We start from the raw sequence: 26,927 nt of genomic DNA, 5'->3' as shown, positions 1-26,927 counted from the left end.
AGGACTACGATACAAGGAGGAAGATAGAATGAAGAAATTAAAAAAAACAGTGGTGACTGCTTCTCTAATTATCACAATGGCGGTAGCTGGCGCATGCAGTAGAACGGATACACAGTCAGAAACTGCAAGTTTGGTGGTAAATGACACACAAGTCTCAACAGCGAATGGAGAAAGTGAAACGATCCAATTATCGACAAGTACAGACAACGACGAGATCGACTGGGATGAGTTACCGACGACAGAAGTCACTTTATCAGATGAAGGACTGGCGATCACGGAAGCCGGTACCTATGTCCTTAGTGGGAGTACTACCGGGCAAGTCACCGTCAACACAGAAGGATATGTTCGTATCATTTTGAACGATGCAACGATCAAAAGCAGTGAAGGTGCCGCGATCCTCATTGAAAATGCGGAACAAACAGTACTGGAGCTGGCAGCGAACACCACGAATACAGTAGGAGATGCTGCGACGCGTAGCGATGAAGAAATCAATGGTGCGATCTATTCCTCAGATGACCTAGTTATTACAGGTGAAGGAGTCTTGAATGTGACCGCAAACTTTGAAGATGGCATCGTTGGTAAGGATGATTTATGGATTGAAGGAGGGATCATCGATGTTACTAGTGTAGACGATGGTATTCGTGGCAAAGATTCATTAACTATTTCTGAGGGGACACTCACGATCACAGCACAAGGCGATGGACTGAAGGCAAGTAATGACACTGACCTTGAAAAAGGGCAGTTGAATATATCTGGTGGAGAGATTACGATCGATTCTAGGGATGATGCTGTGAAGGCAGAACAAAAAATCTGGATCACAGGTGGGACATTGAATATCGTTAACAGTGTTGAAGGGATCGAAGCACCGGTCATCGTGATTGATGACGGGGACATTACAATCTATGCAACGGATGATGGCATCAATGCTTCTGTATCTGAGATTATTACTACAGGTTTAAGTCTAACGATCAATGATGGCAATGTGACGGTTGAAGTCGGTCAAGGAGATACCGATGCGCTGGATAGTAATGGTGATTTGACGATCGCCGGTGGCGTAGTCACGTTGACGGCTCAATCCGCAGTCGATTATGATGGAACCGGCAGTTTTACTGGTGGCACACTGATCGTCAATGGTGAAACACTCAGCGAGCTTCCTTCGTCAATGATGGGACCTGGCGGCAGCATGGGTGGTGGTTTTGGCGAGGACAATATGCGTGAAGGTGCTCCTGGTGGCGATAGAGATGGAGACCGTTTTTAAAATCGAATAGACAAAAAGCGGAGAAGCAATTCTTCGCTTTTTTCTGTAAAAAATAAGAGACACCTGTTTGAACAGGTATCTCTAGATAATCGATTAATAAGCTCTGGCGATCCAGACCGTATGTTTGGCTGGTTTGCCACTAACGATATCCACGGTTTTTTCCATAGGTGCTTCAAATGGAATGTTCCGTGTCGTAAAGCCGGTTTCTTCTTTGATTTTTGCTTCAGTTTCTTCCGTACCGTCCCAACCAATCAATGCAAAGCCAGTAGGGGTGTTGTTCTCTTTACATTTTTCAATATGTGCTTTCAAATCATCCAAAGTTTCAATGTCAAAATGTTCATTTTCGGCATTGCGTGCTTTAGCTGAAGCCAGTAGACGTGGTGTCATCGCAGCAAGTTGTTCATCGATATAGTCAAATAATGAGTCAAAAGATAAGGTTTCTTTTTCTGGGAGATCCCGTACTTTGACCATCACATGGCCGTTTTCCAAATCACGAGGACCACATTCAATCCGTAGGCAGGCACCTTTTAATTCCCATTGATTGAATTTGAAACCAGGAGAGTTATTACTGTCATCTAAACGAACGCGAATTCCTTTTGCTTTTAGTTCAGCAAAGATCTCATCTAGTTTTTCCATGATCGCTGGATTTTTCTTCCATGGACCGACTGGTAGCAAAACAACTTGCGTTGGAGCAACTGTTGGTGGGAAGACTAGCCCGTTTTCATCCCCATGAGTCATGATAAGTGAACCGATCAATCGTGTAGATGCGCCCCATGAAGTGGTATGTGCAAGAACATGTTTATTTTCTTTATTCAAATACGTGATGTCAAAGGCTTTTGCAAAATTAGTTCCCATGTAGTGAGAAGTTCCTGCTTGAACTGCTTTTCCATCTTTCATCATTGCTTCGATCGAATAAGTTTCAGAAGCTCCAGCAAAACGTTCAGATGGCGTTTTTTCACCTTTATGCACAGGAATTGCTAAAAATTCTTCGCATAGACGTGCATATTCATCTAGAACACTTAAAGTACGTTGGCGAGCATCCTCTTCATCGATATGTGCCGTATGACCTTCTTGCCATAAAAATTCTGACGTACGTAAGAAAGGTAAGGTTTTCTTTTCCCAACGAAACACGTTGGCCCATTGGTTGATCTCGTAAGGCAGGTCACGGTAAGAATTGATCCAGTCAGAAAATGCTGAACCGATCATTGTTTCAGAGGTCGGGCGCAAGCCTAGAGGTTCTTCCAATTTCTCATTGCCGACTTCCGTTACCCAAGGAATCTCAGGAGCGAAGCCTTCGACATGGTCCGCTTCTTTCATAAAGAAGTTTTGTGGAATCAGCATTGGGAAATAGGCATTGCGAATATCTTGGCTGCGCAAGTATTTGTTGAATTCTTCCTGAATATGTTCCCATAATTCAAAGCCATCTGGACGGAAGATGATTGATCCTCGTACTGGTGAATACGACATCAATTCTGCCTGTTGGACAGTTTGCAGATACCATTCTGTAAAATCATTTTTTTGTTCTGACATTAGTTTTCCTCCTAAAAGTATATAGGTTTGATAATTGAAATAAATAGGGTAGGACCTTTGATTGTCTTTAGAGCTTGTAGGATCAGTTCTCGTTGAATCACTGTGTTTCGAGACGAAGGACACTACGCTCCCTCTGGTCGCCTAGTACTTTTCATCACTTCACTGCGTTCCGATCTCATCAAGCTCTAAGCGGTAAACCGCTAAGTTCTTGAAACATCTACTCTTGCTTTCCCTTCAGTCGGCAAATCGTAGTGTTTCAAAGCAAATGTGACTACCCTCGCTACGCTCAGCTAGTACTTTTCAACATCTACTCTTGCTTTCCCTTCAGTCGGCAAATCGTAGTGTTTCAAAGCAAAACGCACTTCATCCTAAAAAAGGACGAAGTGCGTGACGTTCGCGGTACCACCTTTGTTGATTGTATTTTACAATCCAGCTCAAAAAAGAAATAAGGGTCTTCACCCGACTGTTTTGCAGTCATTACCATTGGCAGGTTCGTAAAAACAGGGGTATCAAGGTTTCAGCCAAGCCTTGACTCTCTATAAACGTATTTTTACTACTGATCCAAATCCTGTCTCTAGACTAATCGGAAACGACGAAAAAAGCAAGTGGAAAATTTTTCTTCAAATTGGTCGACGAATGAAAATTAATATTTGCAGGTTGCTTCTGAAATTCGTATAATGTAAAACAGTGAATAAACAGACGATTTAAACAAAGAGAATCATGAGGTGTAAAACATGCGAAATGAAATGATGCATCGACCAGTAGTGAAACCCGAGCTTGTCGATTTTTTAAGAACTGAACAAAAACAATTAACAGGAGAACTGGCACAGATCGAAAAAGAAGCAAATGAAAATGAGGTACCAATCATTCCTCACGAAACAGTCGTTTTTTTGCAATTTCTTTTAGGTCAGATCAAACCAAAGCAGATCTTGGAAATAGGAACAGCATTAGGCTTCTCGTCTAGCTTGATGGCACAATATGTTGGAGAAGACGGACATGTTACAACGATCGATCGGTTTGATGTGATGATCCGCAAAGCCAAAGCAACTTACGAACGCTTGGGACTGGCCGATAAGGTGACCTTGCTTGAAGGACAGGCAGCAGATATTTTGCCTGAATTGACAGGTCCCTATGATTTTATTTTTATGGATAGTGCAAAGTCAAAATATATCGAATTTCTGCCGGAGTGTCTGAGATTGTTGAGAAAAGGCGGTGTCTTGATGGTGGATGATGTCTTTCAAGGGGGAACTGTGTTAGATCCGATTGAAGACGTTCCTCGCAACCGCAGAACGATCCATCGTAAACTAAAACGATTCCTTGACGTGATCAACACTCATCCGGATTTAACAACCAGTCTGGTTCCTTTGGGGGATGGCGTTGCTTTGATCACCAAAGAAGCAGAAGAAATCGTGATCGAAGACTGATTTTTAGGGCGTCTCATGTGAGACGCCTTAAAAACAACAGAAAAAAGATTGACATTCCTCTTGTCTTTTCATATAATAATTTTTGTTGCTGAAACACATTTGTCATAGTAGCTCAGCTGGATAGAGCATCCGCCTTCTAAGCGGACGGTCGGGGGTTCGAATCCCTCCTGTGACGTAAAAGACGCTGAAAGAACCTTGATATATCAAGGTTCTTTCTTTTTTTGTTCTCACTTTTCTTAGAAAAATAAGCATAAAATTTAACGATGTTAGACGAAATCGTCTGATAATTGAAAAATTTTTAAAGTTTTGCTAGTATAAAAGTAAACAAATGTAGTTGAAAAGGACGTGACAGACACGAACTATATCATTCAAGCTTTAATAAGAGGTGGGATCCCATTTGTCATCATGAGTGGCATATCTGGAATTATGAAGTTCCAAAACTTAGACACGTTTCAGGTCAAATCGACCTTTCTAACTGGGATAATTATTAGTGCTGTCTCAGCAGCTTCGGTTATTTATCAAGTAGAGAATTGGTCATTACTGAAGCAGTCAGTGATTCATTTCTGTATTATGCTCTTGGTTGTGTTTCCGATTTTATTGATCAGCGGCTGGTTTCCTTTAAATAATGTGTCAGATTTCTTTAAAATTTTAGGTATTTTTCTATTTGTCGGCATAGTTTTGTGGTCCGTGTTCTATTTTATTTTTGGTAAACTATTCAATTAATAAGAATTTCGCTAACACTCAAGAAAGGTTGAGTGTTTTTTTATTGCTCATACCTTGATTTTCATAGACAAGTGAATTAGTTGATGCACTTGGGAATTCTAATTAAAACAATCGTTCCATATTTTCAATACTTTTTTATTGACCTTCACATAGTGAGAAGGTTTATGATAAGGATGTAAGTTAAAGAAATAAGGAACGACGGAGTGTGAGATGTATAGAATCTGTCAGTTTTCGAAATTAGTAAAAGTATCGCCCCGAATGTTGCGATACTATGATGAATGCGGGATATTTAGTCCTTTCCATGTGGATGAAAAGACAGGGTATCGACTGTATAGCGGTCATCAGATTCCACATTTGAATCAAATTCTGTTGTTGCGAGATTCTGGGTTTAAGGTTGAAGAAATCAATGTCGCTCTGAAACGCGTCAATGATCCAGATTTTTTGAGTGTGGTTTTAGAAAGAAAAAAAGTTCAGTCGTATCAAGTGATTGAAGTGGAGCAGCAGAAAATCGAAAAAATTAATGAACAGCTGAAATTATTAAAGGAGGAAAAACAAATGATCAAAGGAACAGAAATAGATTTTATTGTCAAAAATAGTTTAGACGCTTTGGCTTTGTACAAAGAGATTTTTGATGTGGAAGTGGTCGAAGCAACAGAGTATCAGGAAGGTCTGAATGAAGCAGTATTCACCCTGTACGGGACTAGATTCCATATGCTGGATGCCAATGAGGAATACGGACTAAAAGCCCCTGATCCAGAACATCCCAATACGATCTGGTTCAATATTACAGTAGACGATATTGAGAAGACCCATAAGGCAGCTCTTGAAAAAGGCTGTACGGAAATGCAAGGAGTCACCAAAATGATGGGAGATTCGATCAGTAATTCATTGTTTGTGGATCCCTTTGGCTACATGTGGATGCTGCATCAGGTGTATAGAGAGCTAAGCTTTGAAGAAAGAATCAAGATTATTGAAGAAGAAATGATGTAAGAAAAAATAGTGTTGCATCCAGTTTGAGAAGGGCTGGATGTTTTTTTGTGTAAAAAATGCTACACTTTGAAAAAGAGAGAAAAGGATCGTTAGTCAAATGATTCTTGAAAGGAATAAAAGAGATGAAAAGTGATGCTTTATTGATCATTGATTTACAAAATGGTGTTTGTAAATATCCTAAGACCTATAATTTTGCTACGGTGATAGACCATGTCAATCAACGAATAGCTGAATACCATGATTCACCAGTGATTTTTGTCCAACATTGTGATGAAGAACTAGTCCCTAATGAAGAGTTGTGGCAACTTGTTTCTGAGTTGAATCAACCTGAAAATGCCCATTATATTTTGAAGGAGTTTGCCAGTTCTTTTTACCAAACTGATTTGAAAAAGCTACTTACTGTGTTAAATGTTCAAACAATTGAGATTTGTGGTTCCCAAACAGAATTTTGTGTGGATACAACAATCAAAGTTGCTCATAGCTTTGGTTATCAACTGAATATGTTTCATCGTTCTACGATGACTCATGACAATGATTTTTTGACGGCTGAAGAGCTAAATGCTTTCTACGAGCTGATTTGGAGTGATAGATTTGTTACCTTCTTAGACTAAATGAAAAAAAGGTAGACATGGTTCTTGCCTACGTAGAAAGGAATGTCCTAATAGAGGACAAAATTTTTAGTGCTACTGATTTCTAGAAGTCACTGATTGTAACATAAAGACGATTGCTAATGAAAAGAATCCTCTAGTATAAAGGTATAGAAGAGGTAATTTTCCAGAGAAAGTTGCCAAATAGCAGATTTTGTGTATAATCTTACAAAAAGGGGGAGACGAATTTGGTGAAAAAAGTAAAAGTAATTGAGACATTGTGTAAAGATGGCTATGAGACAGGTTACTTAAAAAATAAAAACTATGAATTCAAACGAGAAGACAATGTGGTTTCATTATTATCTAAAGGAAATTTATTGTGTCGTTTGGTCATCACAGGTTATGAACAGGGACAGGTTGAAGAAGTCAACATTTCAAATCGCTTTGAAGCAAATGCTGTTACGACATTTGTGCAATATTTTGGATTGGATTCTGTTTACACATGGGAAAAAAATACTTATACAGTCGAATAAAGCTAAAATAGGCAGTCATTGGAAGGTGTTCCAGAGATTGTCTATTTTTGATTGCAGTACATAGTTGACAAGCTATATGCATGCGGTGGTTAAAGTGAGTCGGAATGGAAAGACGAAATATTCAGAAAATTAGCACAAAAGTGTTGACTTCTTTTTGGTTTTTCGGTATCTTTTTATCAAGAACTCGACGGATTAGGTGGTTAATATGAAAATTTCAGGAAGCTCAATCACTGCATTTTTATTATTATAGATCAGGACTCTTTTCTAGTGTACATTTAAGAAGAGTCCTATTCGCATTGCATGAAGGAAAACCTTTATGGAGTGCTTTTTTTATACGTTCTAATCACGATCAGACAGAAGAAGGAGAAGTAAGATGAGAAAAATACAATTCTTTGACACCACCCTAAGGGATGGGGAGCAAACTCCCGGTGTAAACTTTAATACGAATGAGAAAGTCCAAATTGCTCTACAATTGGAGAAATGGGGGATCGACACGATCGAAGCAGGTTTTCCGATTGCTTCACCAGGTGATTTTGAGGCTGTTCAAGCGATTGCTGCAGCAGTAACGAATATGGCTGTGGCTGGTTTGGCTCGCTGTCAGAAAAAAGACATTGACCGCGCCTATGAAGCATTGAAGGATGCCAAAAAACCGCAGATCCATGTCTTCCTTGCAACCAGTGATGTTCATTTGAAATATAAATTAAAAATGACAAGGGAAGAAATACTAGCTTCGATCAAAGAGCACGTCAGCTATGCGAGAGACAGATTTGAGGAAGTCCAGTTTTCTCCAGAAGATGCGACCAGAACTGAGAAAAGCTTTTTGCTGGAAGCTATCCAAACAGCGATCGATGCTGGCGCAACGATCATCAATGTTCCAGATACTGTCGGCTACTCCAATCCGACAGAATATGGCGCCTTGTTCGCTTATTTGATCGATAACATCAAGAGTGATCAGGAAATCATCTTCTCTTCACATTGCCACGATGATCTGGGGATGGCTACTGCCAATGCTTTGGCAGCGATCGAAAATGGTGCGAAACGAGTGGAAGGTGCCATCAACGGGATCGGTGAACGTGCTGGCAATACAGCTTTGGAAGAAGTTGCCGTTGCTTTGCATATTCGCAAAGACTTTTATCAATGTGAAGCCAATATTGTTTTAGATGAAACGAAAAGAACCAGCGATATTGTGGCTAGACTATCTGGTTACGGTGTTCCTAAAAACAAGGCAGTCGTTGGTGGTAACGCCTATGCCCATGAATCAGGAATCCATCAGGATGGCGTGTTGAAAAATCCGGAAACCTACGAGATCATCACACCGCAGCTAGTTGGTGTGAAGAAGAATGCTCTACCATTGGGCAAGCTTTCAGGGCGTCATGCCTTTACCACCAAAATGTCTGAGCTGGGCTATCAGCTAACGGATGAAGAAGTGAAGAGTCTGTTCAAGAAATTCAAAGAGTTAGCAGATAAGAAAAAACAGATCACCGATGAAGATTTGATTGCGCTGCGTGCTGATGAGGTTCGTCGGAATGAAGAAAACTATCAATTGAAAACAGTTCAACTACAATATGTTTCAAATGGCTATCAGGGAGCAATCGTTTCTATTGAAGATGAACAGGAAGCTGTACACACAGCTTCGGCTATTGGAGCAGGAAGTATTCAAGCAATCTACAATTCGATCGATCAAATCTTCCAGCAGCAGCCAAAACTGGTTGACTATGAAATTACTGCATTGACTAGTGGGGAAGATGCTCAGGCTGAGGTACATGTGTCAATCGAATGTGAGAAAACTAAAGATCGTATCAACGGAATTGGTGTGGATTTTGATGTTCTGGAAGCTTCAGCAAAAGCTTATACACAGGCTAGTGCGATCTTGAAGGAAAAGGGAGAATAATCAATGAAAAAAAAGGTTGTTGTTTTAGCGGGTGACGGAATCGGTCCCGAGATTATGGCCAGTGGCGTGGCAGTATTGAAAAAAGCAGTTGAAAATGCCGAGATACAATTTGAGTTTGAAGCACATCCCTTTGGCGGAGCAGGTATCGATGCTAAGGGCGCGCCGCTACCTGAAGAAACATTGGCAGCTTGTCAGTCGGCAGATGCGATTCTGCTAGGAGCGATCGGTGGTCCTAAATGGGAGCATGCTGCTCAAACACCTGAACAAGGATTGCTAGCTTTGCGACGAGCATTGAACTTATTTGCCAATATTCGTCCGATCGCTGTTCCAGATGCACTCTTACATTTGTCACCGATCAAAGAAGAAATCGTCAAAGGGACGGATTTCATTGTCGTTCGTGAATTGACCAGCGGGATTTATTTTGGAGAACCCCGTCATTTGGGGGCTCAAGAAGCCTACGATACGAATCGCTATCATGAGGAAGAGATTCGTCGGATCATGCGTCAGGCTTTTGAAATTGCACAAGGGCGTCGTAAATATATTCTGTCTGTGGATAAAGCCAATGTTCTGGCAACCAGCAAATTATGGCGAAAAGTAGCAGAAGAAGTCGCTCAAGAATTTCCTGATTGCATTTTGGAGCATCAATATGTAGATTCAGCGGCAATGCGCATCATTCAAAATCCGACGATTTTTGATGTCGTCGTGACCGAAAATCTCTTTGGTGATATCTTAAGTGACGAGGCTTCGGTGCTTCCGGGAACTTTAGGGGTGCTACCGAGTGCCAGTCATGGAGAAGCGGGTGTCTCATTATATGAACCGATTCATGGTTCAGCACCGGACATTGCAGGGAAAAATATTGCCAATCCAGTATCGATGATTCTTTCAGCTAGTTTGATGTTGCGTCAGTCATTTGATATGAACCAAGAAGCAGATCGAATCGACCGAGCTTGTTTTGAAGCGATGGAGGAAGGCGTTTTGACTAAAGATTTAGGCGGGGAAACTTCGACAACTGATTTTACAGCAGTGATTCTTGAAAAACTAAGCTAAAGGGGTCTTAAAAATGGGAAAAACACTATTTGATAAACTTTGGGAACGGCATGTCATCAGTGGTGAGGAAGGCGAAGCACAGCTGATTTACATTGATTTGCACATGATCCATGAAGTGACTACACCACAGGCTTTTGAAGGATTGCGTGAAGCAGGTCGACCTGTTCGCCAGCCGAACAAAACTTTTGGAACGATGGATCACAATGTGCCGACCAAAGATATTCATCATATTACCGATCTTATTTCAAAAAAACAGATCGATACATTAAGAAAAAATTGTGAGGAGTTTGGTGTCACGCTTTGTGACAATGGCTCTGATCGTCAAGGGATCGTACACGTAGTCGGCCCTGAAGTAGGCTTGACACAGCCAGGAAAAACGGTCGTTTGTGGAGACTCTCATACAGCAACACATGGTGCGTTCGGTGCGATCGCTTTTGGGATCGGAACAAGTGAGGTTGAGCATGTGTTAGCAACGCAAACGATCTGGCAGACCAAACCTAAAAAATTGGGTATCCATGTTACAGGAAGCTTGCAGCCAGGAGTTTATGCCAAAGACATCATTATGGCGCTGATTGCTATTTATGGTGTTGATTTTGGTGTAGGGTATGCAGTGGAATTTTATGGAGAGACAATCAAGAATTTGTCAATGGAAGAACGCATGACGATCTGCAACATGTCTGTTGAAGGCGGGACCAAAATGAGTATGATGGCACCGGATGAGAAAACCTTTGACTTTGTTCGTGGTCGGGAATATGCACCTAAGGGAGAAGCGCTTGAAGCAGCGATCGCTGACTGGAAAACTCTTTATACAGATGAAGACGCTGAATTTGACCGTGTTCTAGAACTGGATGCTTCTAAGCTAGAACCTTATGTTACTTGGGGAACAAATCCTGAGATGTCTGTGTCCTTCAATCAGCCCTTCCCGGAAATCAAAGATCATAATGATCGTTTGGCTTACGAGTACATGGATCTTCAACCGGGACAAACAGCTTCTGATATCAAGATCGAATATGTTTTTATCGGTTCTTGTACAAATGGACGCTTGTCAGATCTACAGGAAGCAGCAAAATTTGTGAAGGGTAAGAAGATCAAAGAGGGTGTCACTGGAATCGTTGTTCCTGGCTCTAGACCAGTTCGTAAAGCGGCGGAGAAAATCGGGTTGGATAAGGTCTTTACGGAGGCTGGCTTTGAGTGGCGTGAACCCGGCTGTTCCATGTGCTTGGGAATGAATCCTGACAAGGTACCGGAATTTGTCCACTGTGCATCCACATCCAATCGAAACTTTGTTGGTCGTCAGGGAAAAAATTCCCGCACACATCTTTGCAGTCCGGCGATGGCGGCTTTGGCCTCGATCCACGGACGTTTTGTTGATGTACGCGAAGAGATAGGAGGCGTGAGCTAATGGAGCCATTTACAGTTTATACCGGAAAAACCGTTCCTTTTATGAATGATAATCTGGATACCGACCAGATCCTACCAAAGACGTATTTAAAATTGATCGAGAAAACAGGCTTTGGCGAATTTTTATTTGATGACTGGCGTTACCTGAAGGGACGTAAGCCAAATCCCGAGTTTGTTTTGAATTTTCCAGAATATCAGGAAGCGACTGTTTTGATCTCCGGCGACAATTTTGGTCTAGGATCTTCCAGAGAGCATGCGGTCTGGGCAATCGCCAACTATGGTTTTCGAGCAGTAATCGCGGGTGGTTTCGGTGATATCTTTTATATGAATTCGCTGAAAAATGGCTTGTTGCCAGTCGTTCTGCCAAGAGAGTCACTAGACGAATTGGCAGCCTTGGCTCCGACAGATGAGATCACGATCGATCTGCCGAATCAAAAAGTCGTTTCTGGAGAGAAGGAATATTCTTTTGATATTGATCCGACTTGGAAACACAAGCTGGTGAACGGTTTAGATGAGATCGGTATTACTTTAAAAGAGATTGATGCGATCGAAGCTTACGAGAAAAAGATCCCTTCTTACTGGGAATAATGAACCTTTTTGTTATAGGTAAGAAAATATTTCAGAACTTTTCATTGACGAGAAGCTGACTTTTTGTTAAGATGTTAATGTTGTAATTGTGGACTCCACAGCTACAACCGCACAGAACAAGTTTTTAAGTACGTTAAGTCACTTGGGATGGCGAGTCTAAGTATATTACAAGGAGGTGCTGTATAGCATGTACGCAATTATCAAAACTGGTGGTAAACAAGTAAAAGTTGAGGTTGGTCAAGCAGTCTACATTGAAAAATTAGACGTTGAAGCTGGACAAAAAGTAACTTTTGACGAAGTAATCTTAGTAGGTGGCGAATCAACAAAAGTTGGTGCTCCAACTGTAGCAGGTGCAACTGTTGAAGGAACTGTTGAAAAGCATGGCAAACAAAAGAAAGTCGTGACTTACAAATACAAACCTAAAAAACACACTCACCGCAAACAAGGGCATCGTCAGCCTTACACTAAAGTTGTTATTGAAGCAATCAACGCATAATTCTTACAAAAGAGTGATGAGCTATGATTAAAGGAACATTTACACGCAATGCGTCAGGACATATCGTTTCATACGAAATCACCGGACATGCGTATGCTGGAGAATTCGGCAGTGATATCGTTTGTGCAGCAGTTTCAGTGCTCGCTATCAGTACAGTCAATGGCATCGATGCCTTAGCCGGTGTGGAACCGATCATTGATGAGGTAGACGAAGAAGCAGGCTACTTATATGTAGCAGTGCCAGCTGAGCTTACGCAAGAGCAAACGAATATTATTCAAATTTTATTAGAAAATTTGTTGCTGGGACTTCAAGCTGTTCAAGAAGGAAATAGCGATCATATCCAAATTGAAACATTAACGAAATCATAGGAGGTGCATCTCATGTTGATGAAAATGAATTTACAATTATTCGCGCATAAAAAAGGTGGAGGTTCTACATCTAACGGACGTGACTCTGAATCTAAACGTTTAGGCGCTAAACGTGCGGACGGTCAAGCTGTTACAGGTGGTTCTATCCTTTATCGCCAACGCGGTACTAAAATTTACCCAGGTGTGAACGTAGGTATCGGTGGAGACGACACTTTATTCGCTAAAGTTGACGGCGTGGTACGTTTCGAACGTAAAGGCCGTGACAAAAAACAAGTATCTGTTTATCCAGTAGCTGTTGAAGCATAATTGGACCAAAGCTCTATTCCTTAACTGATAAGGAATAGAGCTTTTTTTGTGCTGAATATATGACTTTTTCGTGGTAAGATGGGAAAAAACAGGAGGAATTTGGATGGATCGATCAGCGGTGAATCCCTATGAGTTGAAATATTTGGAACAAAGCAAAAGGAATCAGCGAAGTAGTAAAATAGGTAGAGCGTTTCAAGAGAACGTAAAAATAGATTTTGAAGAAATTCTGAGTCAAGAGGTTTTGATGGAATACAAACAGGCGATAGGCAATCCAGCTAAAATGCATTCCTTTGATTTAGTTAGCGAAGATAATCATGTCTTTATTGAATGCAAGTATCGTTCTTGGGGGACGAATATCACGTTAAGCAGTGGTACGCGCAAAGCGATTAATGAGGATGTCCTACATTTAAAATTATTAGGAAAAAACAAGCGGAAAATCATTTGATTAAGTAAGACAGAAGTGGTCAATAACCAAGGATTAACTCTTGCGCAAGAGTATTATCGAATATATAGTTATTTGTTAGAAAATGAAATCGAACTGTACGAACTCTCGAAAGATTCACGATTAAAAAGAATCGATGAACCTCTAATTTAAAAAATAGATGTTACAAGACAATTCCCTTTTTCTTCGTGTAAAATAAATAGCAGCAGGAGGTGAGTCAATGGAGCGAACAATAACGATTCAGGGGACAGGCAAGGTCAGTTCATTACCTGATCAATTGATTTTACTTTTAAGACTAGTCACGCTAGACGAAGACTATAGAAAAAGTGTTGAAAAATCTAGTGAAAAAGCGGAGAGAATCAGTCTTCTTTTTGAAGAACTTGGATTTTTGAAAGAAACGATAAAAACTCGTGCTTTTTTCATCCATACCAAAGAAAAAAGCGTTCTAAAAAATGATCTCTATGAGACAGAAATTATAGGTTATGAAGTCAATCAGACGCTGGAGATTCGGTTTCCATTTGAACAGAGTCGGCTTTCTGCTGTCATACAAGCATTGTCTGCATCGACACTTACGCCAGAGTTGACCATTCAGTTTGCGGTGGAGGATACAAGAGCACTACAGCAACAGCTGATTCAAAGTGTCGCTGCCGATGCTCTTTTTCAAGCAGAATGTCTGGCAGGAGCTGCGGGTCTTTCTTTAGGAGAATTGATTCAGATCAAAAATCAACCCTCAGAGATCACAGGAGTTTCGCCTGTTGATTTTCAGATGGAAGCAAGATCTTTTCAACAATCCGTTCCAAGTATCTCACCGATAGAGATCGAAGAAAAAATGACCGCTACCTTTGTGTGGCAATTAAAATAAAACGAAGATGGGAGCGAAATTCTATGACGAAAGCATTACTGATCGTAAATCCAAGCGCGGGCGGAGAAGAAGCTGAAAATTATGAAGCGCAGGCAACTCAAAAACTGGAGACTTTGTTCCAGGAGGTTGTTGTTAAGCATACAGAAAAAGAGGGCGATGCAACAGCATTTGCTAAAGAGGCAGCTCAGGAACAATGGGACAGTGTTTTTGCAATGGGCGGTGACGGCACGGTCAATGAAGCAATCAGCGGATTGGCTGAAGAAGACTTTCGTCCAAACTTTGGTTTCTTTCCCTTAGGAACAGTCAATGATTTGGCACGTTCTTTGAAGCTCCCGATGGATCCGGAAGAAGCAATCGCACAGCTGGATCTAACACGTAAAACTAAGCTAGATATTGGAAAAATCAATGAGCAATATTTTCAGAATGTCGTTGCGATTGGTACGATCCCAGAGTCGATCAATGATGTCGAGGTAGAAGACAAAACGAAATTCGGCAAGCTGGCTTATTTTATCTCAGGGATCAAAAATGTGATCGCTACTGAATCCTATGATTTTGAACTTATCGTCGATGGTGAAACAAAAAAAGTGACTAGCAGCACGATCATTGTTGGTTTAACAAGTTCCATTGGTGGATTTGAACAATTTTTGTCTGAGGCAGAAGTAGATGATGGCAAATTACATCTGATTTATTTGAAAGATGAATCTCTTTTAGAGACGGTTCAATCCTTGCCTGATTTAGTCAAGGGAGTAGAAAAAAGCACACAAAATATTGGATATCTGACATTTTCTGAAGGAAAGATCGCATTGAAGGATGGAACCCTAGGAACGAATATCGATGGTGACGAAGGACCTGAACTTCCGATCTCACTTCAAATCTTGCCTGCTCATTTAAATGTGTATGCAGGTGAAGGAGATGAATAACTTGTTCATTCGCAAAGCGAAAAGAGAAGATGCCGAAGCATTGTTGCAAATTTATGCTCCTTACGTCAATAAAACGACGATCACTTTTGAATATGAAGTCCCTTCGACGGAAGAATTTGCTCAAAGAATCGAGCAAACACTTCCACGCTATCCTTATTTGATTGCAGAATCAGCGGAGGGGGAGATTCTGGGCTATGCTTATGCAGGAGCTTATAAGACGAGAGCAGCCTATGACTGGTCAGTGGAAACGACGGTATATGTCAAAGAAAATTGTCCAGTAAAAGGTGTAGGGACTCGTTTGTACACGGCATTGGAAGAAGTTCTCAAAGCGCAAAACATCTATCAGTTGATTGCCTGTATCACAGCCGGAAATGCGAAAAGTGTTGGTTTTCATCAAAAGCTAGGCTATCGAGAAGTCGGCGTTTTTCCTCAAGTAGGTTTCAAATTTGATCAGTGGTGTGATGTTCTGTGGATGCAAAAAACGATTCTTGAAGAAGGTGGCAAGCCAAGCCCCATGATCCCCTTTTCAGAAATCGATCTGTATGCTTAACGTTTGAAACGATCGGAGTGCTATCGGTGCTTCGATCGTTTTTTTGGAAAATTGTCGGAATTAAAACGAGTTGGTAATTCTAGGTGATAGCGTTTATAATATAAAGAAAGAGTTGGATGAAGAGGTGGGGTATTTGAGTAAACGAATGGAAAGGATTTATCAATATCTCGTTGATAAGGAAAATAAGTCCTCTGCATTGGATCAGGACGTGTCGGTAACGACGGTGGAAATCGCTGAAGCGTTGCAGATTCAACGAAGCAATGTCAGTAAAGATCTTAATCAGCTTGTTCGAGAAGGTCGATTGATCAAACTGGATGGTCGTCCTGTAGGTTATATGCTGCCCTCAGATACTAGAGATAGTCAAAAAAAATATGTAGCAAGCTACAAAGAAATCCGTCAGCCGAGAAAAAAGAGAGAACCACAACGGGTCTCTTCTTTTGGCAAATCGAACGATATCTTTTCAAGGATTATCGGCATGAGTGGCAGTATGAAAAATGCCGGTGAGCAGGCCAAAGCAGCAATCTTGTATCCACCTAAAGGATTGAATTGTTTGATCACGGGTCCGACAGGCTCGGGGAAAACATTTTTTGCGCATGCCATGTTTCAGTTCGCCCAAGAAAATCAAGTAATCGCTGAAGACAAGGAAATGATTGTCTTTAACTGTGCAGATTATGCAAACAACCCTGAGCTTTTGATGAGTCATCTGTTTGGTTATACAAAAGGTGCCTTTACAGGAGCAGAGAATGAAAAACTGGGTGTGATCGATCAAGCGGATGGAAGCATGCTCTTTTTAGATGAGATTCATCGTTTGCCTCCTGAAGGACAGGAAATGATCTTTTATTTTATGGATCATGGTTCTTATAGTCGGTTGGGTGAAACTGGAAAAAACCATTATGCAGACGTTCGAATCATTGGCGCGACAACGGAGGATCCCAGTTCAGCCTTGTTGGATACCTTCGTTCGCCGGATTCCGATCAACATTCACTTGCCATCCTTTGAGAAACGTCCTGCCAGTGAAAAGCTGGATCTAGTCAAGGTCATGGTCTCTCATGAGGCAAGTCGCATTCAGCGAACGATTTCTTTGACAGAAGATGTTGTGAAAGCGTTGGTCGGCAGTGTGAGCTTTGGTAATATAGGACAGTTGAAATCCAATGTACAGCTAGTATGTGCTCGCGGTTTCTTGAATCATATGCATCAGGCACAAATTGATATCACGCTGGATGATGTGCCAGAGGGGATTCGATCAGGTTTGATCATGCTGGCGAACAATCGGGAGACGGTCATGGAATTGTCTCAAAACTTGGAGTCTAAGCTGATTATTCAACCGAATGAAGATATTTTGAATATTCAGTCGGATTCGTATGAATTACCCTATAATTTATATGACATCATCGGTGACAAAGCAGCGTTGTTAAAAGCCGATGGAGTCGATCAGGAAGCAATCAATCATTTTATTTCGACAGATATCAATGTTCATTTGAAATCTTTTTACAAAGATCACGGCTTCTCGTTTCATGCGGACAACAAATTGAGTGAATTCGTCGACCAAAAGGTTATTGAACTGACCAATCGAGTCTATACCATGGTTCGCAGTCGCTTGAATTATGAATTTCAGCAAAACTTTGTCTATGCGATGAGTTTGCATATCAGTTCATTTTTAAAGAAGATCCAACTGGGGGAAACACGACATACTAATGACAATATCCGTGAAATGGTGGCAGACTATCCAGAGGAATTCAAGGTGGCACAGGAGATCCGTCAATTCATCGGTGAATGGTTCAATGTGACGATTCCAGCAAGCGAAGAATACTATTTAGCTGTCTTGCTAGTCTCTCTCAAGAACAGTACAGCTGAAGGGAAAATTGGTGTGGTCGTGGCAGCTCATGGTAATAGTACCGCAACTAGTATGGTCGATGTAGTAAAACAACTACTAGGTGTCGGGCAGATCGCAGCGGTAGATATGCCACTGGACATGCCACCTAGAGTCGCTTTGGAAAAAATGAAGCAGGCAGTTCTTTCGGTAAATGATGGTAGTGGTGTGCTCCTACTAGTGGATATGGGTTCATTGGCTACCTTCAATGTCGAGATTCAGCGGGAAACGGGTATTTTCGTTCGAACCATCGACATGGTGACGACACCAATCGTCTTGGAAGCTGTTCGTAAGGCGTCTGTATTGGGGACGAGTTTGGAGGAACTGTATGAATCTCTAGAGAACTTTAGAGGTTATAGTCGTTTTGAAGAACTGTCTCATCCAGTCAAGGAGTCCCATCTGCCAAGAGGGATATTAGCGATCTGTGCTTCCGGTGAAGGAACCGCAGAACAGATTAAAAAGACGATCCAAAATGTCCTCGTTAAAAAGCAGATCACAGATGTTGAGATCCTAACACTTTCGGTTTTGGAGATCCAAGAAGCGGTTCCGGAAATCCAAAAGAAATATCAGTTGATCGCAACAACTGGAGTCTTGGATCCAGGATTGCCTGTACCCTTTATTTCTCTGGAAGATTTTGTCATGCAAAATACAGATGAGTTGGTTGATCGTTTGTTGTTTGGGGATTACTTACTTCAAACCGGTAGTGTTGCTTTGGACCTTGAGGAAACGAAAGAAGTTTGTGTGAAGTTCCTTGAAAAAAGTTTTACTTTTCTGAATCCGAAAAAAATGATCGATCCTTTGTGGCAGTTTACATCAGATATTATGAATACCTGGGGAATTCCCAGTGATGAAAAAGGTTTTCGAATCAATTTCCTGCTACATGTAGCAGGAATGTTGGAACGAGTTTTATTGAATCAGCCATTAACAGGAACAGAAAAAGAAGAGAAGACAGCTCTTGAGTCTGAAGAGTACGAACAACTTCATGTCCATGTCTTGTCCTTGGGTCGCACACTAAACTTAATGATTCCACTTATTGAAGAGTATTATCTGTTAACGATGATTCAGAGACAGAAAACAAATTAAAACAGAAAAGATACACTAAAATGATACACTTTTTATTCTGTATTGTTTTAGTGTATCTTTTTTTAGTTGTTAAAAAAGATTAAATCAACTAGTGTATTATTTTGAGTTGGCACGCTTCTTGCTTTTATTAAAGTGTTAAGGGGAGGTGGATTTTTGAACAACAGTTAAATTGGAATAGGCAGGAGGCGAGAAGAAGGATGGAGATTCGATTGGCTCGCATCGATGACCGTTTGATTCATGGACAGGTAGCCACAACATGGGCAAAACAGACCGGAATCAATCGTATCATTGTTGTAAGCGATGAAGTAGCGGAGGATTCATTACGAAAATTCTTGCTACAGGAAGCGGCACCCCCGGGTATCACAGCAAATATCGTGACTGTAAAAAAGATGTTGGAAGTCTACAATGATCCATTGTTTATCAGTCAAAAAGCTATGCTATTATTTACAAATCCTCAAGAAGTGGAATCACTAGTCAACGGAGGAGTAAAATTACATTCATTGAATATCGGCGGTATGCGTTTTACGAACGGGAAAAGAATGATCACTAATTTTGTGTCGATCGATGATCAGGATGCAGCTTCTTTTCGATTTTTAGCCAGTCAGGAGATCGAGCTTGAGATCCGTAAAGTACCGACTGACCGCAAAGTCTATCTAATGGATCTGTTGGAAAAATGATACAGGTTGATTCAATGGAATCAACAAGAACAAAGAATTTTAGAAAATAGGAGGTAAGAAGATGGTAGGAATTATCCTAGCAAGTCATGGCGATTTCGCTAAAGGGATCTTACAGTCAGGAGCAATGATTTTCGGAGAACAACAAAATGTTGCGGCTTGTGTATTAGAGCCTAGTGAAGGACCAGACGATATCAAAGCAAAAATGCAAGAAGCGATCAATTCATTTGATGATCAGGAAGAAGTACTTTTCTTGGTTGATCTTTGGGGCGGAACGCCATTCAATCAGGCGAACAGTCTTCTGGAAGACCACAAAGACAAATGGGCCATTGTTTCTGGTATGAATTTACCAATGGTGATCGAATCATACGCATCTCGTTTTTCAATGAATACAGCACATGAGATCGCAGCGGCGATTTTGGGTACTGCAAAAGATGGTGTGAAGGTAAAACCTGAAGAACTTGAGCCAGAAGTTGCAGCTCCTGCAGCGCAAGAAGCAGAAGTACCACAAGGGGCACTTCCTCCAGGTACAGTTGTTGGTGATGGCAAGATCAAATATGTACTTGCACGTATCGATTCTCGTTTGTTGCATGGTCAAGTAGCGACAGCTTGGACGAAAGCAACACAACCGACACGAATCATTGTTGTATCAGATGCCGTAGCTAAAGACGATTTGCGTAAGCGATTGATCCAGCAGGCAGCTCCTCCAGGTGTCAAAGCCGACGTGGTGCCGATCAGCAAAATGATTGAAGTGGCAAAAGATCCTCGTTTTGGCGCAACTAAGGCATTGCTTTTATTTGAAAACCCAGAAGATGTTGCGACAGCAGTAGAAGGCGGCGTTGAGATCGAAGAAGTCAACGTTGGTTCAATGGCTCACTCGACAGGAAAAGTTGTAGTAAACAAAGTGTTGTCAATGGGAACAGAAGATGTTGCAGCGTTTGAAAAATTGAAAACATTAGGCGTTACATTTGATGTACGTAAAGTACCAAATGATTCAAAAGCGAATTTAGATGAACTTCTAAATAGAGCGAAAAATGAATTAAAATAAGAAAATACATTGAACTAGGAGGTTTATCATGTCAGATTTAAATATTATCCAAATGATACTAGTTGTCCTTGTTGCTTTTCTAGCTGGTATGGAAGGGATCTTGGATGAATTTCAATTCCATCAACCATTAGTGGCATGTACATTGATTGGCTTGGTAACAGGTAATTTAACAGCGGGAATCATGTTAGGTGGTTCTCTACAAATGATCGCATTAGGTTGGGCAAATATCGGAGCAGCAGTTGCGCCCGATGCAGCGTTAGCTTCAGTTGCCGCAGCAATTATTTTAGTTTTAGGTGGACAGGGTTCTGCTGGTATCCCATCTGCGATCGCAATTGCGATTCCGTTGGCAGTTGCTGGTTTGTTCTTGACGATGATCGTTCGTACCTTAGCTGTACCGATCGTTCATATGATGGACGCAGCTGCAGAAGAAGGAAACTTTAGAAAAATCGAAGTGTTGCAAATTTTAGCTATTTGTATGCAAGGGGTACGTATCGCGATTCCAGCTGGTGCGCTACTATTTATTCCTGCACCTGTTGTTCGTGGCGCATTGGAATCCATGCCTGCATGGTTGACAGATGGAATGGCAATCGGTGGTGGAATGGTCGTTGCCGTTGGTTATGCACTCGTTATCAACATGATGGCAAGTAGAGAAGTATGGCCTTTCTTTATCCTTGGATTCGTTATTGCTGCTCTTTCAGAAATTACGCTTATTGGTTTAGGTGCGATCGGTGTGGCATTTGCCTTGATCTACTTGCACCTGTCTAAAGTGGGCGGTTCGTCAAATGGTGGAGGCGGAGGCAACTCAGGCGATCCTCTAGGCGATATTCTGAACGACTATTAATCTTTCAAAGGAGGAAAAGGAAAAATGGCAGAAGAAAAAATTCAATTAACGAAAAGAGACCGATTAGCTGTTGCTTGGCGTTCAACATTTATTCAAGGTTCATGGAACTATGAGCGTATGCAAAACGGCGGGTTTGCTTTTTCGATGATTCCTGCACTTAAAAAATTATATAATACAAAGGAAGAACGTACAGATGCGTTGAAACGTCATTTGGAGTTCTTTAACACACACCCATACATTGCTTCTCCAATTCTTGGAGTAACTCTGGCACTGGAAGAAGAACGTGCAAACGGCGCACCAGTAGATGATGTAGCGATCCAAGGGGTAAAAGTCGGAATGATGGGGCCATTGGCCGGTATCGGCGATCCGGTTTTCTGGTTCACCGTTCGTCCAATGCTTGGGGCGCTAGGTGCGTCACTTGCGATGGGGGGAAATATTTTAGGTCCAATCATCTTCTTCGTTGCATGGAACTTGATTCGTTGGGGATTCATGTGGTATACACAGGAATTTGGTTACAAAGCAGGTTCAGCGATCACAGACGATTTGTCTGGCGGTTTGTTGCAGGATGTCACTAAAGGTGCTTCGATCTTGGGGATGTTTGTACTGGCAGCCCTCGTTCAGCGGTGGGTAAATATCAGCTTTGCTCCAACCGTTTCTGAAGTTGAACTGCAGCCAGGTGCTTATATCGAATGGGATCAAGTAGAAATGACTGGTCAAGGACTACAAAATGTCTTTGGTGAGGTTGCTTCAGGAAAAGCTTTATCTAATATCCAAGTAACAACATTGCAAGACAATCTGGATCAGTTGATTCCTGGTCTGGCTGGTCTATTACTAACCTTGTTGTGCATGTGGTTATTGAACAAAAAGGTTTCTCCGATCGTGATCATTCTTGGACTATTCGTTGTAGGTATTCTAGGACATCTTGTAGGTATTTTTTAAACATTAGAAAAAACCAGATTAAGACTCTTCTTAGTCTGGTTTTCTACATAGCTCGCTTAAGAGAGTAAAAAAAGTTATACTTAAGCAAAACAAGAGATGGGGGAACACAATGGTTCAATCGTTAAATACTAAAGTAGACCTAGTGATGGATGGGACTGCGTTTACAGGACTGACAGATTATGGAAAAGTCATGGTCGGTGATAAAGGTTTTGAATTTTATCATGCAAGAGATCCTCGAAAATATATTCAGATTCCCTGGGAGGAAGTAGATTATGTGATTGCTTCTGTACTGTTCAAAGGTAAATGGATCCCAAGATATGCAGTTCAGACAAAACGCAATGGCACGTATACGTTCTCTTCTAAAAAACCGAAAGTCGTTTTGCGTGCAGTCCGAGAATATGTTGATCCTGAACGCATGGTTCATTCATTGAGCTTTTGGGATGTAGTCAAGCGCGGCGTGCGTTCTTTGGGTAAGAAAAAGTAAGTTATTGTTATTTTAACTCAATGGTTATTGTTTTGTGGCTATTTGTATTTGTGATAAACTAATTGTAACAAATACAAGGAGGTGCTTCGTATGCATTGGTTATGGGTACTGATTGTAGGTGCTGTGATCGGGATGATTGCTGGAGCAATCGTCGGTGAAAAACGAGGTTGTATTTTTAATATTATTGCAGGAATTATCGGTTCATCGATTGGTGAAAGTTTATTCAACAGCTGGGGTCCCACCGTGGCAGGTATGGCGATCATACCGTCTGTGCTAGGTGGAATCATCTTCGTAGCAGTAGTATCTTTCTTCTTCGGAAGAAGTAAATAGAAAATGTAAGGTTACTATTTACAGTCGATTTTGCATAGTAACGTTTCACTGCGAGCAGGTCTTGCTTAAGGTCGACCGTGGAACCGTCTTGAGCCTGTAGTCTCAAGACTTTCAAGCTTCAAAGAGTCAGTAGCCAATAAAATCGGCAACTGACTCTAATTCACTTTGAATTCTGAGCACGGCGACAACGCAAGCCCTACTCTTCGTTACACTAAGAGATACTTCTATATGAATAACTTTTACGATGAAAGTAGTAGATGTTTATGCTTAGCGAAATGAAACAACAAGGCTGCGATGTCACCGTGTTGAAGAGCCAATGTGAATTACTGGAACTGGTCGCTTGAGCGATTAGTTCCAGTTTGGAGCTTGGCAGACTTGAGACTTTAGGCTCAAGTTGGTCTAACGGTCGACAAAAGCAGACTTCGTTGTGTAGTGAAGCGATTCTAGTAAAAATAAAGTAACTGTAAATGGTAAAAGACAAGCGGAGTTGCTTGTCTTTTTTGATATCTTCTCTTTTCGCTTAGAGAAGAAGTTTGTTATAATAGACAGTGAAATCAAATGGAAAGAAGGAATTGATAGATGTTACGTGTACAGAAGTTGCGAGAACAAATGAGAAAAGAAGAAGTGGATGGCTTCTTAGTAACAAGTCCCTATAATCTTCGCTATTTGACCAATTTTACTGGGACGACTGGCTTAGCTGTGATCACTCTGGACAAAGCCTTTTTTGTAACGGATTTTCGTTATACTGAGCAAGCGGCAAAACAAGCAGAGGGATACGAGATCGTTAAAAATACTGGTCCTATTTTTGAAGAAGTGGCAAAAATCTGTGAACAGGAAGAAATCAATGCGTTGGCTTTTGAAGAGTCCTTTATCAGTTTTGCTGAATATACAGTGCTGGAAGACTTGATTGAGGAAAGTGCACTTGTACCAATCTCAGGTATAATTGAGGACTTAAGAGAAATCAAGGACGAAGAAGAAGTTGCTACGATTCAGCAAGCTTGCCATATCGCAGATCAGGCATTCGATCATATTTTAAAAATGGTTCGCCCAGGTATGACGGAGATCGAAGTTGCCAACCAAATGGATTTCTTCATGCGCTCTTTAGGTGCTTCCGGGGTATCTTTTGAGACAATCGTTGCCAGTGGTGTTCGGTCAGCGATGCCCCATGGTGTTGCCAGCGAGAAGGTCATTGAACAAGGTGATTTGATCACATTAGATTTTGGTTGTTATTACAATGGCTATGTCTCTGACATGACCCGTACCTTTTCGATCGGTGATCCGGGAGAAAAATTAAAAGAAATTTATCAAATTGTCTTGGAAGCACAGTTGAAAGTGATCGAAGCAGCCAAACCAGGGATCACTGGGATCGAGCTGGATGCTGTTGCTCGTGATCACATTGCTTCATTTGGTTACGGTGAAGCCTTTGGTCATTCAACTGGTCATGGGATCGGTTTGGAGATCCATGAAGGTCCCAACGTGTCCTTCCGTGCTGAAAAACGTTTTGTACCAGGCAATGTAATCACAGACGAACCAGGGATCTATTTGCCAGGAATCGGCGGTGTTCGTATTGAAGATGATCTATTGATCACAGAAACAGGAAACAAGATCCTGACCCATTCTCCAAAAGAGCTGATTATCCTGTAAAATCGTACGGATTTCGCATAGACAGAAAGAGTTTTTATAGCTTATCCCTGGATTAAATGATAAACTAGAAACGAAGTTCAGGTTTGTTCTCCACTTGAAAACAGTGGCAGGGATTGTTGGATGACGCTCAACAGATGATTTTGAACTACAGTTTTTAGTGGTGTCAGGGTACCTCAAATATCAACTAAAAAGAGTTGAACGTATTCAGAGATGGAGGAATTTAGAATGGTCGATAAAAAAGATTTCGTATTAGATGCCAATCAAGAATTAGGAGAAATCGTTATTGCTCCTGAAGTGATTGAAGTAATCATTGGTATTGCAGCTTCGAAGGTAGAAGGTGTCTACCGTATGCAAGGGACATTTGCAAACAATGTTACTGAACTATTGGGTCGATCTGCTTATGGTAAAGGTGTTTATCTGGAAGCAGATGAAGCAGGACTGAAGGTGGATGTCTACACTTATATGAAGTACGGTGTCTCTGTTCCTAAAGTAGCAATGGAGATTCAAAAACGTGTGAAAGAACAGGTACTGTTCATGACAGATGTTGATTTGTCGGAAGTCAATGTGCATATTGTTGCCGTTGTTCCTGAAAAAACAGAACAGTTGAACTTAGAAGAATTATTTGGAAATGACGAGGACGAAAATGAGTAAAGAGTTATCCAGACATGAAATAAGACAGATGGCTGTTCAGGCCCTGTTCCCATTGGATTTTAATCAGGATTTGACGAAGCAGGATGCAATCATCCATGCAATCGCATTAGAGCATGAAGAGATGGTCGATGAAGAGCAAGAAAATTTTGTGCCGACTTATCTGGACTTGCTAGTTACAGGTGTTTGTGAGTACAAGGCCTCCTTGGATGAAGTCGTTCAAAAGCATCTACGCCGTGGATGGACATTGAAGCGTTTATCTAAAATGGATGTGACGATCCTGCGCATCGCTTTGTTTGAAATGCTTCATGTTGACAATGTGCCTAACAAAGTAGCCTTGAATGAAGCGATTGAATTAGCTAAAACATTTAGTGATGATCAATCACGTAAATTTATCAATGGGATTCTATCAACAGTGAATAATGAACTGGAAGCTAGCGAATAAGCTAGCTTTTGTTCTTGGAAAAAGTAGCGGAAGAGAACCGAACATTCTCTAGAAAGTTTCAGTAAATGAATCCTGAGAACTGTCTCTCAAAATCGAGCTATGCTAAAATAATAAAAAATACAAGGGGGCTGTGCAACAATGGGTGTATTGATCAATGGAAAAGAATTGGCAGAAAAGATGCAAGAGGAAATTCGTTTAGAGGTCCAACAACTGAAAGAAAAAGGACTTCAACCGGGTTTGGTCGTTTTATTAGTAGGAGAAAATCCAGCTAGTCAGACCTATGTAAAAAATAAGGAACTGGCAGCACAACGTATCGGAATCCATTCCAAAGTAGAGCGTTATCCAGAGGCTATTACGGAAGAAGATCTATTGGCTGAAATTGAAAGATACAATCAAGATCCAGCTTTTCATGGGATTCTAGTACAGCTTCCTTTACCTGCACATATCGATGAAGAGAAGGTCTTGCTGGCAATCGACTCTAAAAAAGATGTCGATGGTTTCCATCCGATGAATCTAGGGAAATTATTTGCTGGATCACCAGAAATGATTCCTTGCACACCCTACGGCATTATGAAAATGTTTGAGGCGTATGGGATTGATTTAGAAGGAAAGAATGCTGTGGTGATCGGACGAAGTAACATTGTCGGCAAACCAATGGCACATTTACTGCTGGCTGAAAATGCAACAGTGACGATGACGCATTCACGAACTAAAAATCTTCCAGAGGTTGCCAAACAAGCGGACGTCTTAGTTGTAGCGATTGGTCGCGGACATTTTGTGACTAAAGAGTTCGTCAAAGAAGGTGCAGTCGTGATCGATGTCGGTATGAACCGTAGCCCTGAAGGCAAACTGATCGGAGATGTGAAGTTTGATGAGGTGGAACCAATTGCCGGTTACATCACACCGGTTCCTAAAGGTGTCGGTCCAATGACGATCACGATGTTGATGCTACAAACCGTTGAAGCAGCTAAACGTCAAGAGCAGGATCCAGCATAGTACTGAACA

At 41.3% G+C, this 26,927-nt stretch carries 29 protein-coding genes, 1 tRNA gene, 1 pseudogene and 2 other annotated features; of the genes and pseudogenes, 30 read left to right on the top strand and 1 reads right to left on the bottom strand.

What is annotated here, in order from left to right; translation table 11 throughout:
- The first annotated feature begins 28 nt into the window (after window positions 1-28).
- Window positions 29-1,258, top strand: coding sequence for a carbohydrate-binding domain-containing protein (locus ACWODM_RS02750; protein ID WP_455319838.1), 1,230 nt, complete (start codon window positions 29-31; stop codon window positions 1,256-1,258).
- A gap of 93 nt (window positions 1,259-1,351) precedes the next feature.
- Here the strand turns inward: ACWODM_RS02750 and proS are convergent, their stop codons facing one another.
- Window positions 1,352-2,788: a proline--tRNA ligase gene (gene proS, locus ACWODM_RS02745; RefSeq protein ID WP_455319837.1), complete on the bottom strand. Its 1,437-nt coding sequence runs from the start codon at window positions 2,786-2,788 to the stop codon at window positions 1,352-1,354.
- 371 nt (window positions 2,789-3,159) lie between these two features.
- Window positions 3,160-3,367 (bottom strand) — a binding site (T-box leader).
- A 155-nt stretch (window positions 3,368-3,522) separates the two neighbouring features.
- Here proS and ACWODM_RS02740 point away from each other — a divergent pair.
- The 29 genes and pseudogenes from ACWODM_RS02740 (at window position 3,523) to ACWODM_RS02600 (ending at window position 26,918) form a co-directional block, all read left to right on the top strand.
- Complete coding sequence (locus ACWODM_RS02740; RefSeq protein WP_455319836.1) at window positions 3,523-4,212, top strand: O-methyltransferase; 690 nt, start codon at window positions 3,523-3,525, stop codon at window positions 4,210-4,212.
- Window positions 4,213-4,313: 101 nt separating this feature from the next.
- A tRNA-Arg gene (locus ACWODM_RS02735) sits at window positions 4,314-4,387 on the top strand.
- Window positions 4,388-4,557: 170 nt separating this feature from the next.
- Window positions 4,558-4,935, top strand: a complete 378-nt coding sequence (locus ACWODM_RS02730) for a DUF3021 family protein (protein WP_455319835.1) — start codon at window positions 4,558-4,560, stop codon at window positions 4,933-4,935.
- Window positions 4,936-5,145: 210 nt separating this feature from the next.
- Window positions 5,146-5,343: pseudogene (locus ACWODM_RS02725) on the top strand (MerR family transcriptional regulator); the annotation flags it as partial.
- A 147-nt stretch (window positions 5,344-5,490) separates the two neighbouring features.
- Window positions 5,491-5,925 (top strand): VOC family protein, encoded by a 435-nt coding sequence (locus ACWODM_RS02720; RefSeq protein WP_455319962.1) that lies wholly within the window; start codon window positions 5,491-5,493, stop codon window positions 5,923-5,925.
- 122 nt (window positions 5,926-6,047) lie between these two features.
- Window positions 6,048-6,536 carry a cysteine hydrolase family protein gene (locus tag ACWODM_RS02715; RefSeq protein ID WP_455319834.1) on the top strand — a complete coding sequence of 163 codons (489 nt, stop codon included), beginning with the start codon at window positions 6,048-6,050 and terminating at the stop codon, window positions 6,534-6,536.
- A gap of 227 nt (window positions 6,537-6,763) precedes the next feature.
- Complete coding sequence (locus tag ACWODM_RS02710) at window positions 6,764-7,045, top strand: hypothetical protein (RefSeq protein WP_455319833.1); 282 nt, start codon at window positions 6,764-6,766, stop codon at window positions 7,043-7,045.
- Window positions 7,046-7,418: 373 nt separating this feature from the next.
- Entirely contained in the window at window positions 7,419-8,936 is a 1,518-nt protein-coding gene (locus ACWODM_RS02705; RefSeq protein ID WP_455319832.1) for a 2-isopropylmalate synthase, read from the top strand.
- 3 nt (window positions 8,937-8,939) lie between these two features.
- The gene (leuB, locus tag ACWODM_RS02700) at window positions 8,940-9,983 is read left to right on the top strand and encodes a 3-isopropylmalate dehydrogenase (RefSeq protein WP_455319831.1); all 1,044 of its coding nucleotides are present in this window, start codon (window positions 8,940-8,942) and stop codon (window positions 9,981-9,983) included.
- Between the two features lie 13 nt (window positions 9,984-9,996).
- Window positions 9,997-11,385 (top strand): 3-isopropylmalate dehydratase large subunit, encoded by a 1,389-nt coding sequence (gene leuC / locus ACWODM_RS02695; RefSeq protein ID WP_455319830.1) that lies wholly within the window; start codon window positions 9,997-9,999, stop codon window positions 11,383-11,385.
- Window positions 11,385-11,972, top strand: a complete 588-nt coding sequence (gene leuD / locus ACWODM_RS02690) for a 3-isopropylmalate dehydratase small subunit (protein WP_455319829.1) — start codon at window positions 11,385-11,387, stop codon at window positions 11,970-11,972. The genes leuC and leuD overlap by 1 nt, the downstream gene beginning before the upstream one ends.
- 95 nt (window positions 11,973-12,067) lie before the next feature.
- Window positions 12,068-12,140, top strand: a sequence feature (ribosomal protein L21 leader region).
- Between the two features lie 19 nt (window positions 12,141-12,159).
- Entirely contained in the window at window positions 12,160-12,468 is a 309-nt protein-coding gene (gene rplU / locus ACWODM_RS02685) for a 50S ribosomal protein L21 (protein ID WP_455319828.1), read from the top strand.
- A 23-nt stretch (window positions 12,469-12,491) separates the two neighbouring features.
- On the top strand, window positions 12,492-12,836 hold the full coding sequence (locus ACWODM_RS02680) for a ribosomal-processing cysteine protease Prp (RefSeq protein ID WP_455319827.1): 345 nt from the start codon (window positions 12,492-12,494) through the stop codon (window positions 12,834-12,836).
- Between the two features lie 12 nt (window positions 12,837-12,848).
- Window positions 12,849-13,142, top strand: a complete 294-nt coding sequence (gene rpmA, locus ACWODM_RS02675; protein ID WP_455319826.1) for a 50S ribosomal protein L27 — start codon at window positions 12,849-12,851, stop codon at window positions 13,140-13,142.
- A 103-nt stretch (window positions 13,143-13,245) separates the two neighbouring features.
- A complete protein-coding gene (locus ACWODM_RS02670) occupies window positions 13,246-13,587 on the top strand; it encodes a hypothetical protein (RefSeq protein WP_455319825.1) in 342 nt (113 codons plus the stop codon).
- Between the two features lie 217 nt (window positions 13,588-13,804).
- Entirely contained in the window at window positions 13,805-14,446 is a 642-nt protein-coding gene (locus ACWODM_RS02665; RefSeq protein WP_455319824.1) for an SIMPL domain-containing protein, read from the top strand.
- 23 nt (window positions 14,447-14,469) lie between these two features.
- Window positions 14,470-15,366, top strand: a complete 897-nt coding sequence (locus ACWODM_RS02660; protein WP_455319823.1) for a diacylglycerol/lipid kinase family protein — start codon at window positions 14,470-14,472, stop codon at window positions 15,364-15,366.
- Complete coding sequence (locus ACWODM_RS02655; RefSeq protein WP_455319822.1) at window positions 15,359-15,916, top strand: N-acetyltransferase family protein; 558 nt, start codon at window positions 15,359-15,361, stop codon at window positions 15,914-15,916. Before ACWODM_RS02660 ends, ACWODM_RS02655 begins: the two co-directional genes overlap by 8 nt.
- 133 nt (window positions 15,917-16,049) lie before the next feature.
- Window positions 16,050-18,869: a sigma-54-dependent transcriptional regulator gene (locus tag ACWODM_RS02650; protein WP_455319821.1), complete on the top strand. Its 2,820-nt coding sequence runs from the start codon at window positions 16,050-16,052 to the stop codon at window positions 18,867-18,869.
- 197 nt (window positions 18,870-19,066) lie between these two features.
- Complete coding sequence (locus tag ACWODM_RS02645; protein ID WP_455319820.1) at window positions 19,067-19,546, top strand: mannose/fructose/sorbose PTS transporter subunit IIB; 480 nt, start codon at window positions 19,067-19,069, stop codon at window positions 19,544-19,546.
- A gap of 61 nt (window positions 19,547-19,607) precedes the next feature.
- Complete coding sequence (locus ACWODM_RS02640) at window positions 19,608-20,591, top strand: mannose/fructose/sorbose PTS transporter subunit IIA (RefSeq protein ID WP_455319819.1); 984 nt, start codon at window positions 19,608-19,610, stop codon at window positions 20,589-20,591.
- Between the two features lie 28 nt (window positions 20,592-20,619).
- Window positions 20,620-21,432, top strand: a complete 813-nt coding sequence (locus tag ACWODM_RS02635) for a PTS mannose/fructose/sorbose transporter subunit IIC (RefSeq protein ID WP_455319818.1) — start codon at window positions 20,620-20,622, stop codon at window positions 21,430-21,432.
- A gap of 24 nt (window positions 21,433-21,456) precedes the next feature.
- The gene (locus tag ACWODM_RS02630; RefSeq protein WP_455319817.1) at window positions 21,457-22,371 is read left to right on the top strand and encodes a PTS system mannose/fructose/sorbose family transporter subunit IID; all 915 of its coding nucleotides are present in this window, start codon (window positions 21,457-21,459) and stop codon (window positions 22,369-22,371) included.
- A gap of 109 nt (window positions 22,372-22,480) precedes the next feature.
- Complete coding sequence (locus ACWODM_RS02625; RefSeq protein ID WP_455319816.1) at window positions 22,481-22,855, top strand: DUF956 family protein; 375 nt, start codon at window positions 22,481-22,483, stop codon at window positions 22,853-22,855.
- A gap of 90 nt (window positions 22,856-22,945) precedes the next feature.
- The gene (locus tag ACWODM_RS02620; RefSeq protein WP_455319815.1) at window positions 22,946-23,185 is read left to right on the top strand and encodes a GlsB/YeaQ/YmgE family stress response membrane protein; all 240 of its coding nucleotides are present in this window, start codon (window positions 22,946-22,948) and stop codon (window positions 23,183-23,185) included.
- Between the two features lie 579 nt (window positions 23,186-23,764).
- Window positions 23,765-24,829, top strand: a complete 1,065-nt coding sequence (locus ACWODM_RS02615) for a M24 family metallopeptidase (RefSeq protein WP_455319814.1) — start codon at window positions 23,765-23,767, stop codon at window positions 24,827-24,829.
- 225 nt (window positions 24,830-25,054) lie between these two features.
- Complete coding sequence (locus tag ACWODM_RS02610; RefSeq protein ID WP_455319813.1) at window positions 25,055-25,480, top strand: Asp23/Gls24 family envelope stress response protein; 426 nt, start codon at window positions 25,055-25,057, stop codon at window positions 25,478-25,480.
- Window positions 25,473-25,922: a transcription antitermination factor NusB gene (nusB, locus tag ACWODM_RS02605; RefSeq protein WP_455319812.1), complete on the top strand. Its 450-nt coding sequence runs from the start codon at window positions 25,473-25,475 to the stop codon at window positions 25,920-25,922. Before ACWODM_RS02610 ends, nusB begins: the two co-directional genes overlap by 8 nt.
- 138 nt (window positions 25,923-26,060) lie before the next feature.
- Window positions 26,061-26,918: a bifunctional methylenetetrahydrofolate dehydrogenase/methenyltetrahydrofolate cyclohydrolase gene (locus ACWODM_RS02600; protein ID WP_455319811.1), complete on the top strand. Its 858-nt coding sequence runs from the start codon at window positions 26,061-26,063 to the stop codon at window positions 26,916-26,918.
- Window positions 26,919-26,927: the final 9 nt, after the last annotated feature.

Source organism: Enterococcus olivae (assembly GCF_053760925.1).
Note: the sequence above shows the minus strand (reverse complement) of the source record. Positions and strands in the feature narration are given on the sequence as shown.

What these genes read in the sequence shown, in the direction of transcription:
- ACWODM_RS02750 (WP_455319838.1), top strand. Translation starts at nt 29, where the DNA reads ATGAAGAAATTAAAAAAAACAGTGGTGACTGCTTCTCTAATTATCACA.
- proS (WP_455319837.1), bottom strand. Translation starts at nt 2,788, where the DNA reads ATGTCAGAACAAAAAAATGATTTTACAGAATGGTATCTGCAAACTGTC.
- ACWODM_RS02740 (WP_455319836.1), top strand. Translation starts at nt 3,523, where the DNA reads ATGCGAAATGAAATGATGCATCGACCAGTAGTGAAACCCGAGCTTGTC.
- ACWODM_RS02720 (WP_455319962.1), top strand. Translation starts at nt 5,491, where the DNA reads ATGATCAAAGGAACAGAAATAGATTTTATTGTCAAAAATAGTTTAGAC.
- ACWODM_RS02715 (WP_455319834.1), top strand. Translation starts at nt 6,048, where the DNA reads ATGAAAAGTGATGCTTTATTGATCATTGATTTACAAAATGGTGTTTGT.
- ACWODM_RS02705 (WP_455319832.1), top strand. Translation starts at nt 7,419, where the DNA reads ATGAGAAAAATACAATTCTTTGACACCACCCTAAGGGATGGGGAGCAA.
- leuB (WP_455319831.1), top strand. Translation starts at nt 8,940, where the DNA reads ATGAAAAAAAAGGTTGTTGTTTTAGCGGGTGACGGAATCGGTCCCGAG.
- leuC (WP_455319830.1), top strand. Translation starts at nt 9,997, where the DNA reads ATGGGAAAAACACTATTTGATAAACTTTGGGAACGGCATGTCATCAGT.
- leuD (WP_455319829.1), top strand. Translation starts at nt 11,385, where the DNA reads ATGGAGCCATTTACAGTTTATACCGGAAAAACCGTTCCTTTTATGAAT.
- rplU (WP_455319828.1), top strand. Translation starts at nt 12,160, where the DNA reads ATGTACGCAATTATCAAAACTGGTGGTAAACAAGTAAAAGTTGAGGTT.
- ACWODM_RS02680 (WP_455319827.1), top strand. Translation starts at nt 12,492, where the DNA reads ATGATTAAAGGAACATTTACACGCAATGCGTCAGGACATATCGTTTCA.
- rpmA (WP_455319826.1), top strand. Translation starts at nt 12,849, where the DNA reads ATGTTGATGAAAATGAATTTACAATTATTCGCGCATAAAAAAGGTGGA.
- ACWODM_RS02670 (WP_455319825.1), top strand. Translation starts at nt 13,246, where the DNA reads ATGGATCGATCAGCGGTGAATCCCTATGAGTTGAAATATTTGGAACAA.
- ACWODM_RS02665 (WP_455319824.1), top strand. Translation starts at nt 13,805, where the DNA reads ATGGAGCGAACAATAACGATTCAGGGGACAGGCAAGGTCAGTTCATTA.
- ACWODM_RS02660 (WP_455319823.1), top strand. Translation starts at nt 14,470, where the DNA reads ATGACGAAAGCATTACTGATCGTAAATCCAAGCGCGGGCGGAGAAGAA.
- ACWODM_RS02655 (WP_455319822.1), top strand. Translation starts at nt 15,359, where the DNA reads ATGAATAACTTGTTCATTCGCAAAGCGAAAAGAGAAGATGCCGAAGCA.
- ACWODM_RS02645 (WP_455319820.1), top strand. Translation starts at nt 19,067, where the DNA reads ATGGAGATTCGATTGGCTCGCATCGATGACCGTTTGATTCATGGACAG.
- ACWODM_RS02640 (WP_455319819.1), top strand. Translation starts at nt 19,608, where the DNA reads ATGGTAGGAATTATCCTAGCAAGTCATGGCGATTTCGCTAAAGGGATC.
- ACWODM_RS02635 (WP_455319818.1), top strand. Translation starts at nt 20,620, where the DNA reads ATGTCAGATTTAAATATTATCCAAATGATACTAGTTGTCCTTGTTGCT.
- ACWODM_RS02630 (WP_455319817.1), top strand. Translation starts at nt 21,457, where the DNA reads ATGGCAGAAGAAAAAATTCAATTAACGAAAAGAGACCGATTAGCTGTT.
- ACWODM_RS02625 (WP_455319816.1), top strand. Translation starts at nt 22,481, where the DNA reads ATGGTTCAATCGTTAAATACTAAAGTAGACCTAGTGATGGATGGGACT.
- ACWODM_RS02620 (WP_455319815.1), top strand. Translation starts at nt 22,946, where the DNA reads ATGCATTGGTTATGGGTACTGATTGTAGGTGCTGTGATCGGGATGATT.
- ACWODM_RS02615 (WP_455319814.1), top strand. Translation starts at nt 23,765, where the DNA reads ATGTTACGTGTACAGAAGTTGCGAGAACAAATGAGAAAAGAAGAAGTG.
- ACWODM_RS02610 (WP_455319813.1), top strand. Translation starts at nt 25,055, where the DNA reads ATGGTCGATAAAAAAGATTTCGTATTAGATGCCAATCAAGAATTAGGA.
- nusB (WP_455319812.1), top strand. Translation starts at nt 25,473, where the DNA reads ATGAGTAAAGAGTTATCCAGACATGAAATAAGACAGATGGCTGTTCAG.
- ACWODM_RS02600 (WP_455319811.1), top strand. Translation starts at nt 26,061, where the DNA reads ATGGGTGTATTGATCAATGGAAAAGAATTGGCAGAAAAGATGCAAGAG.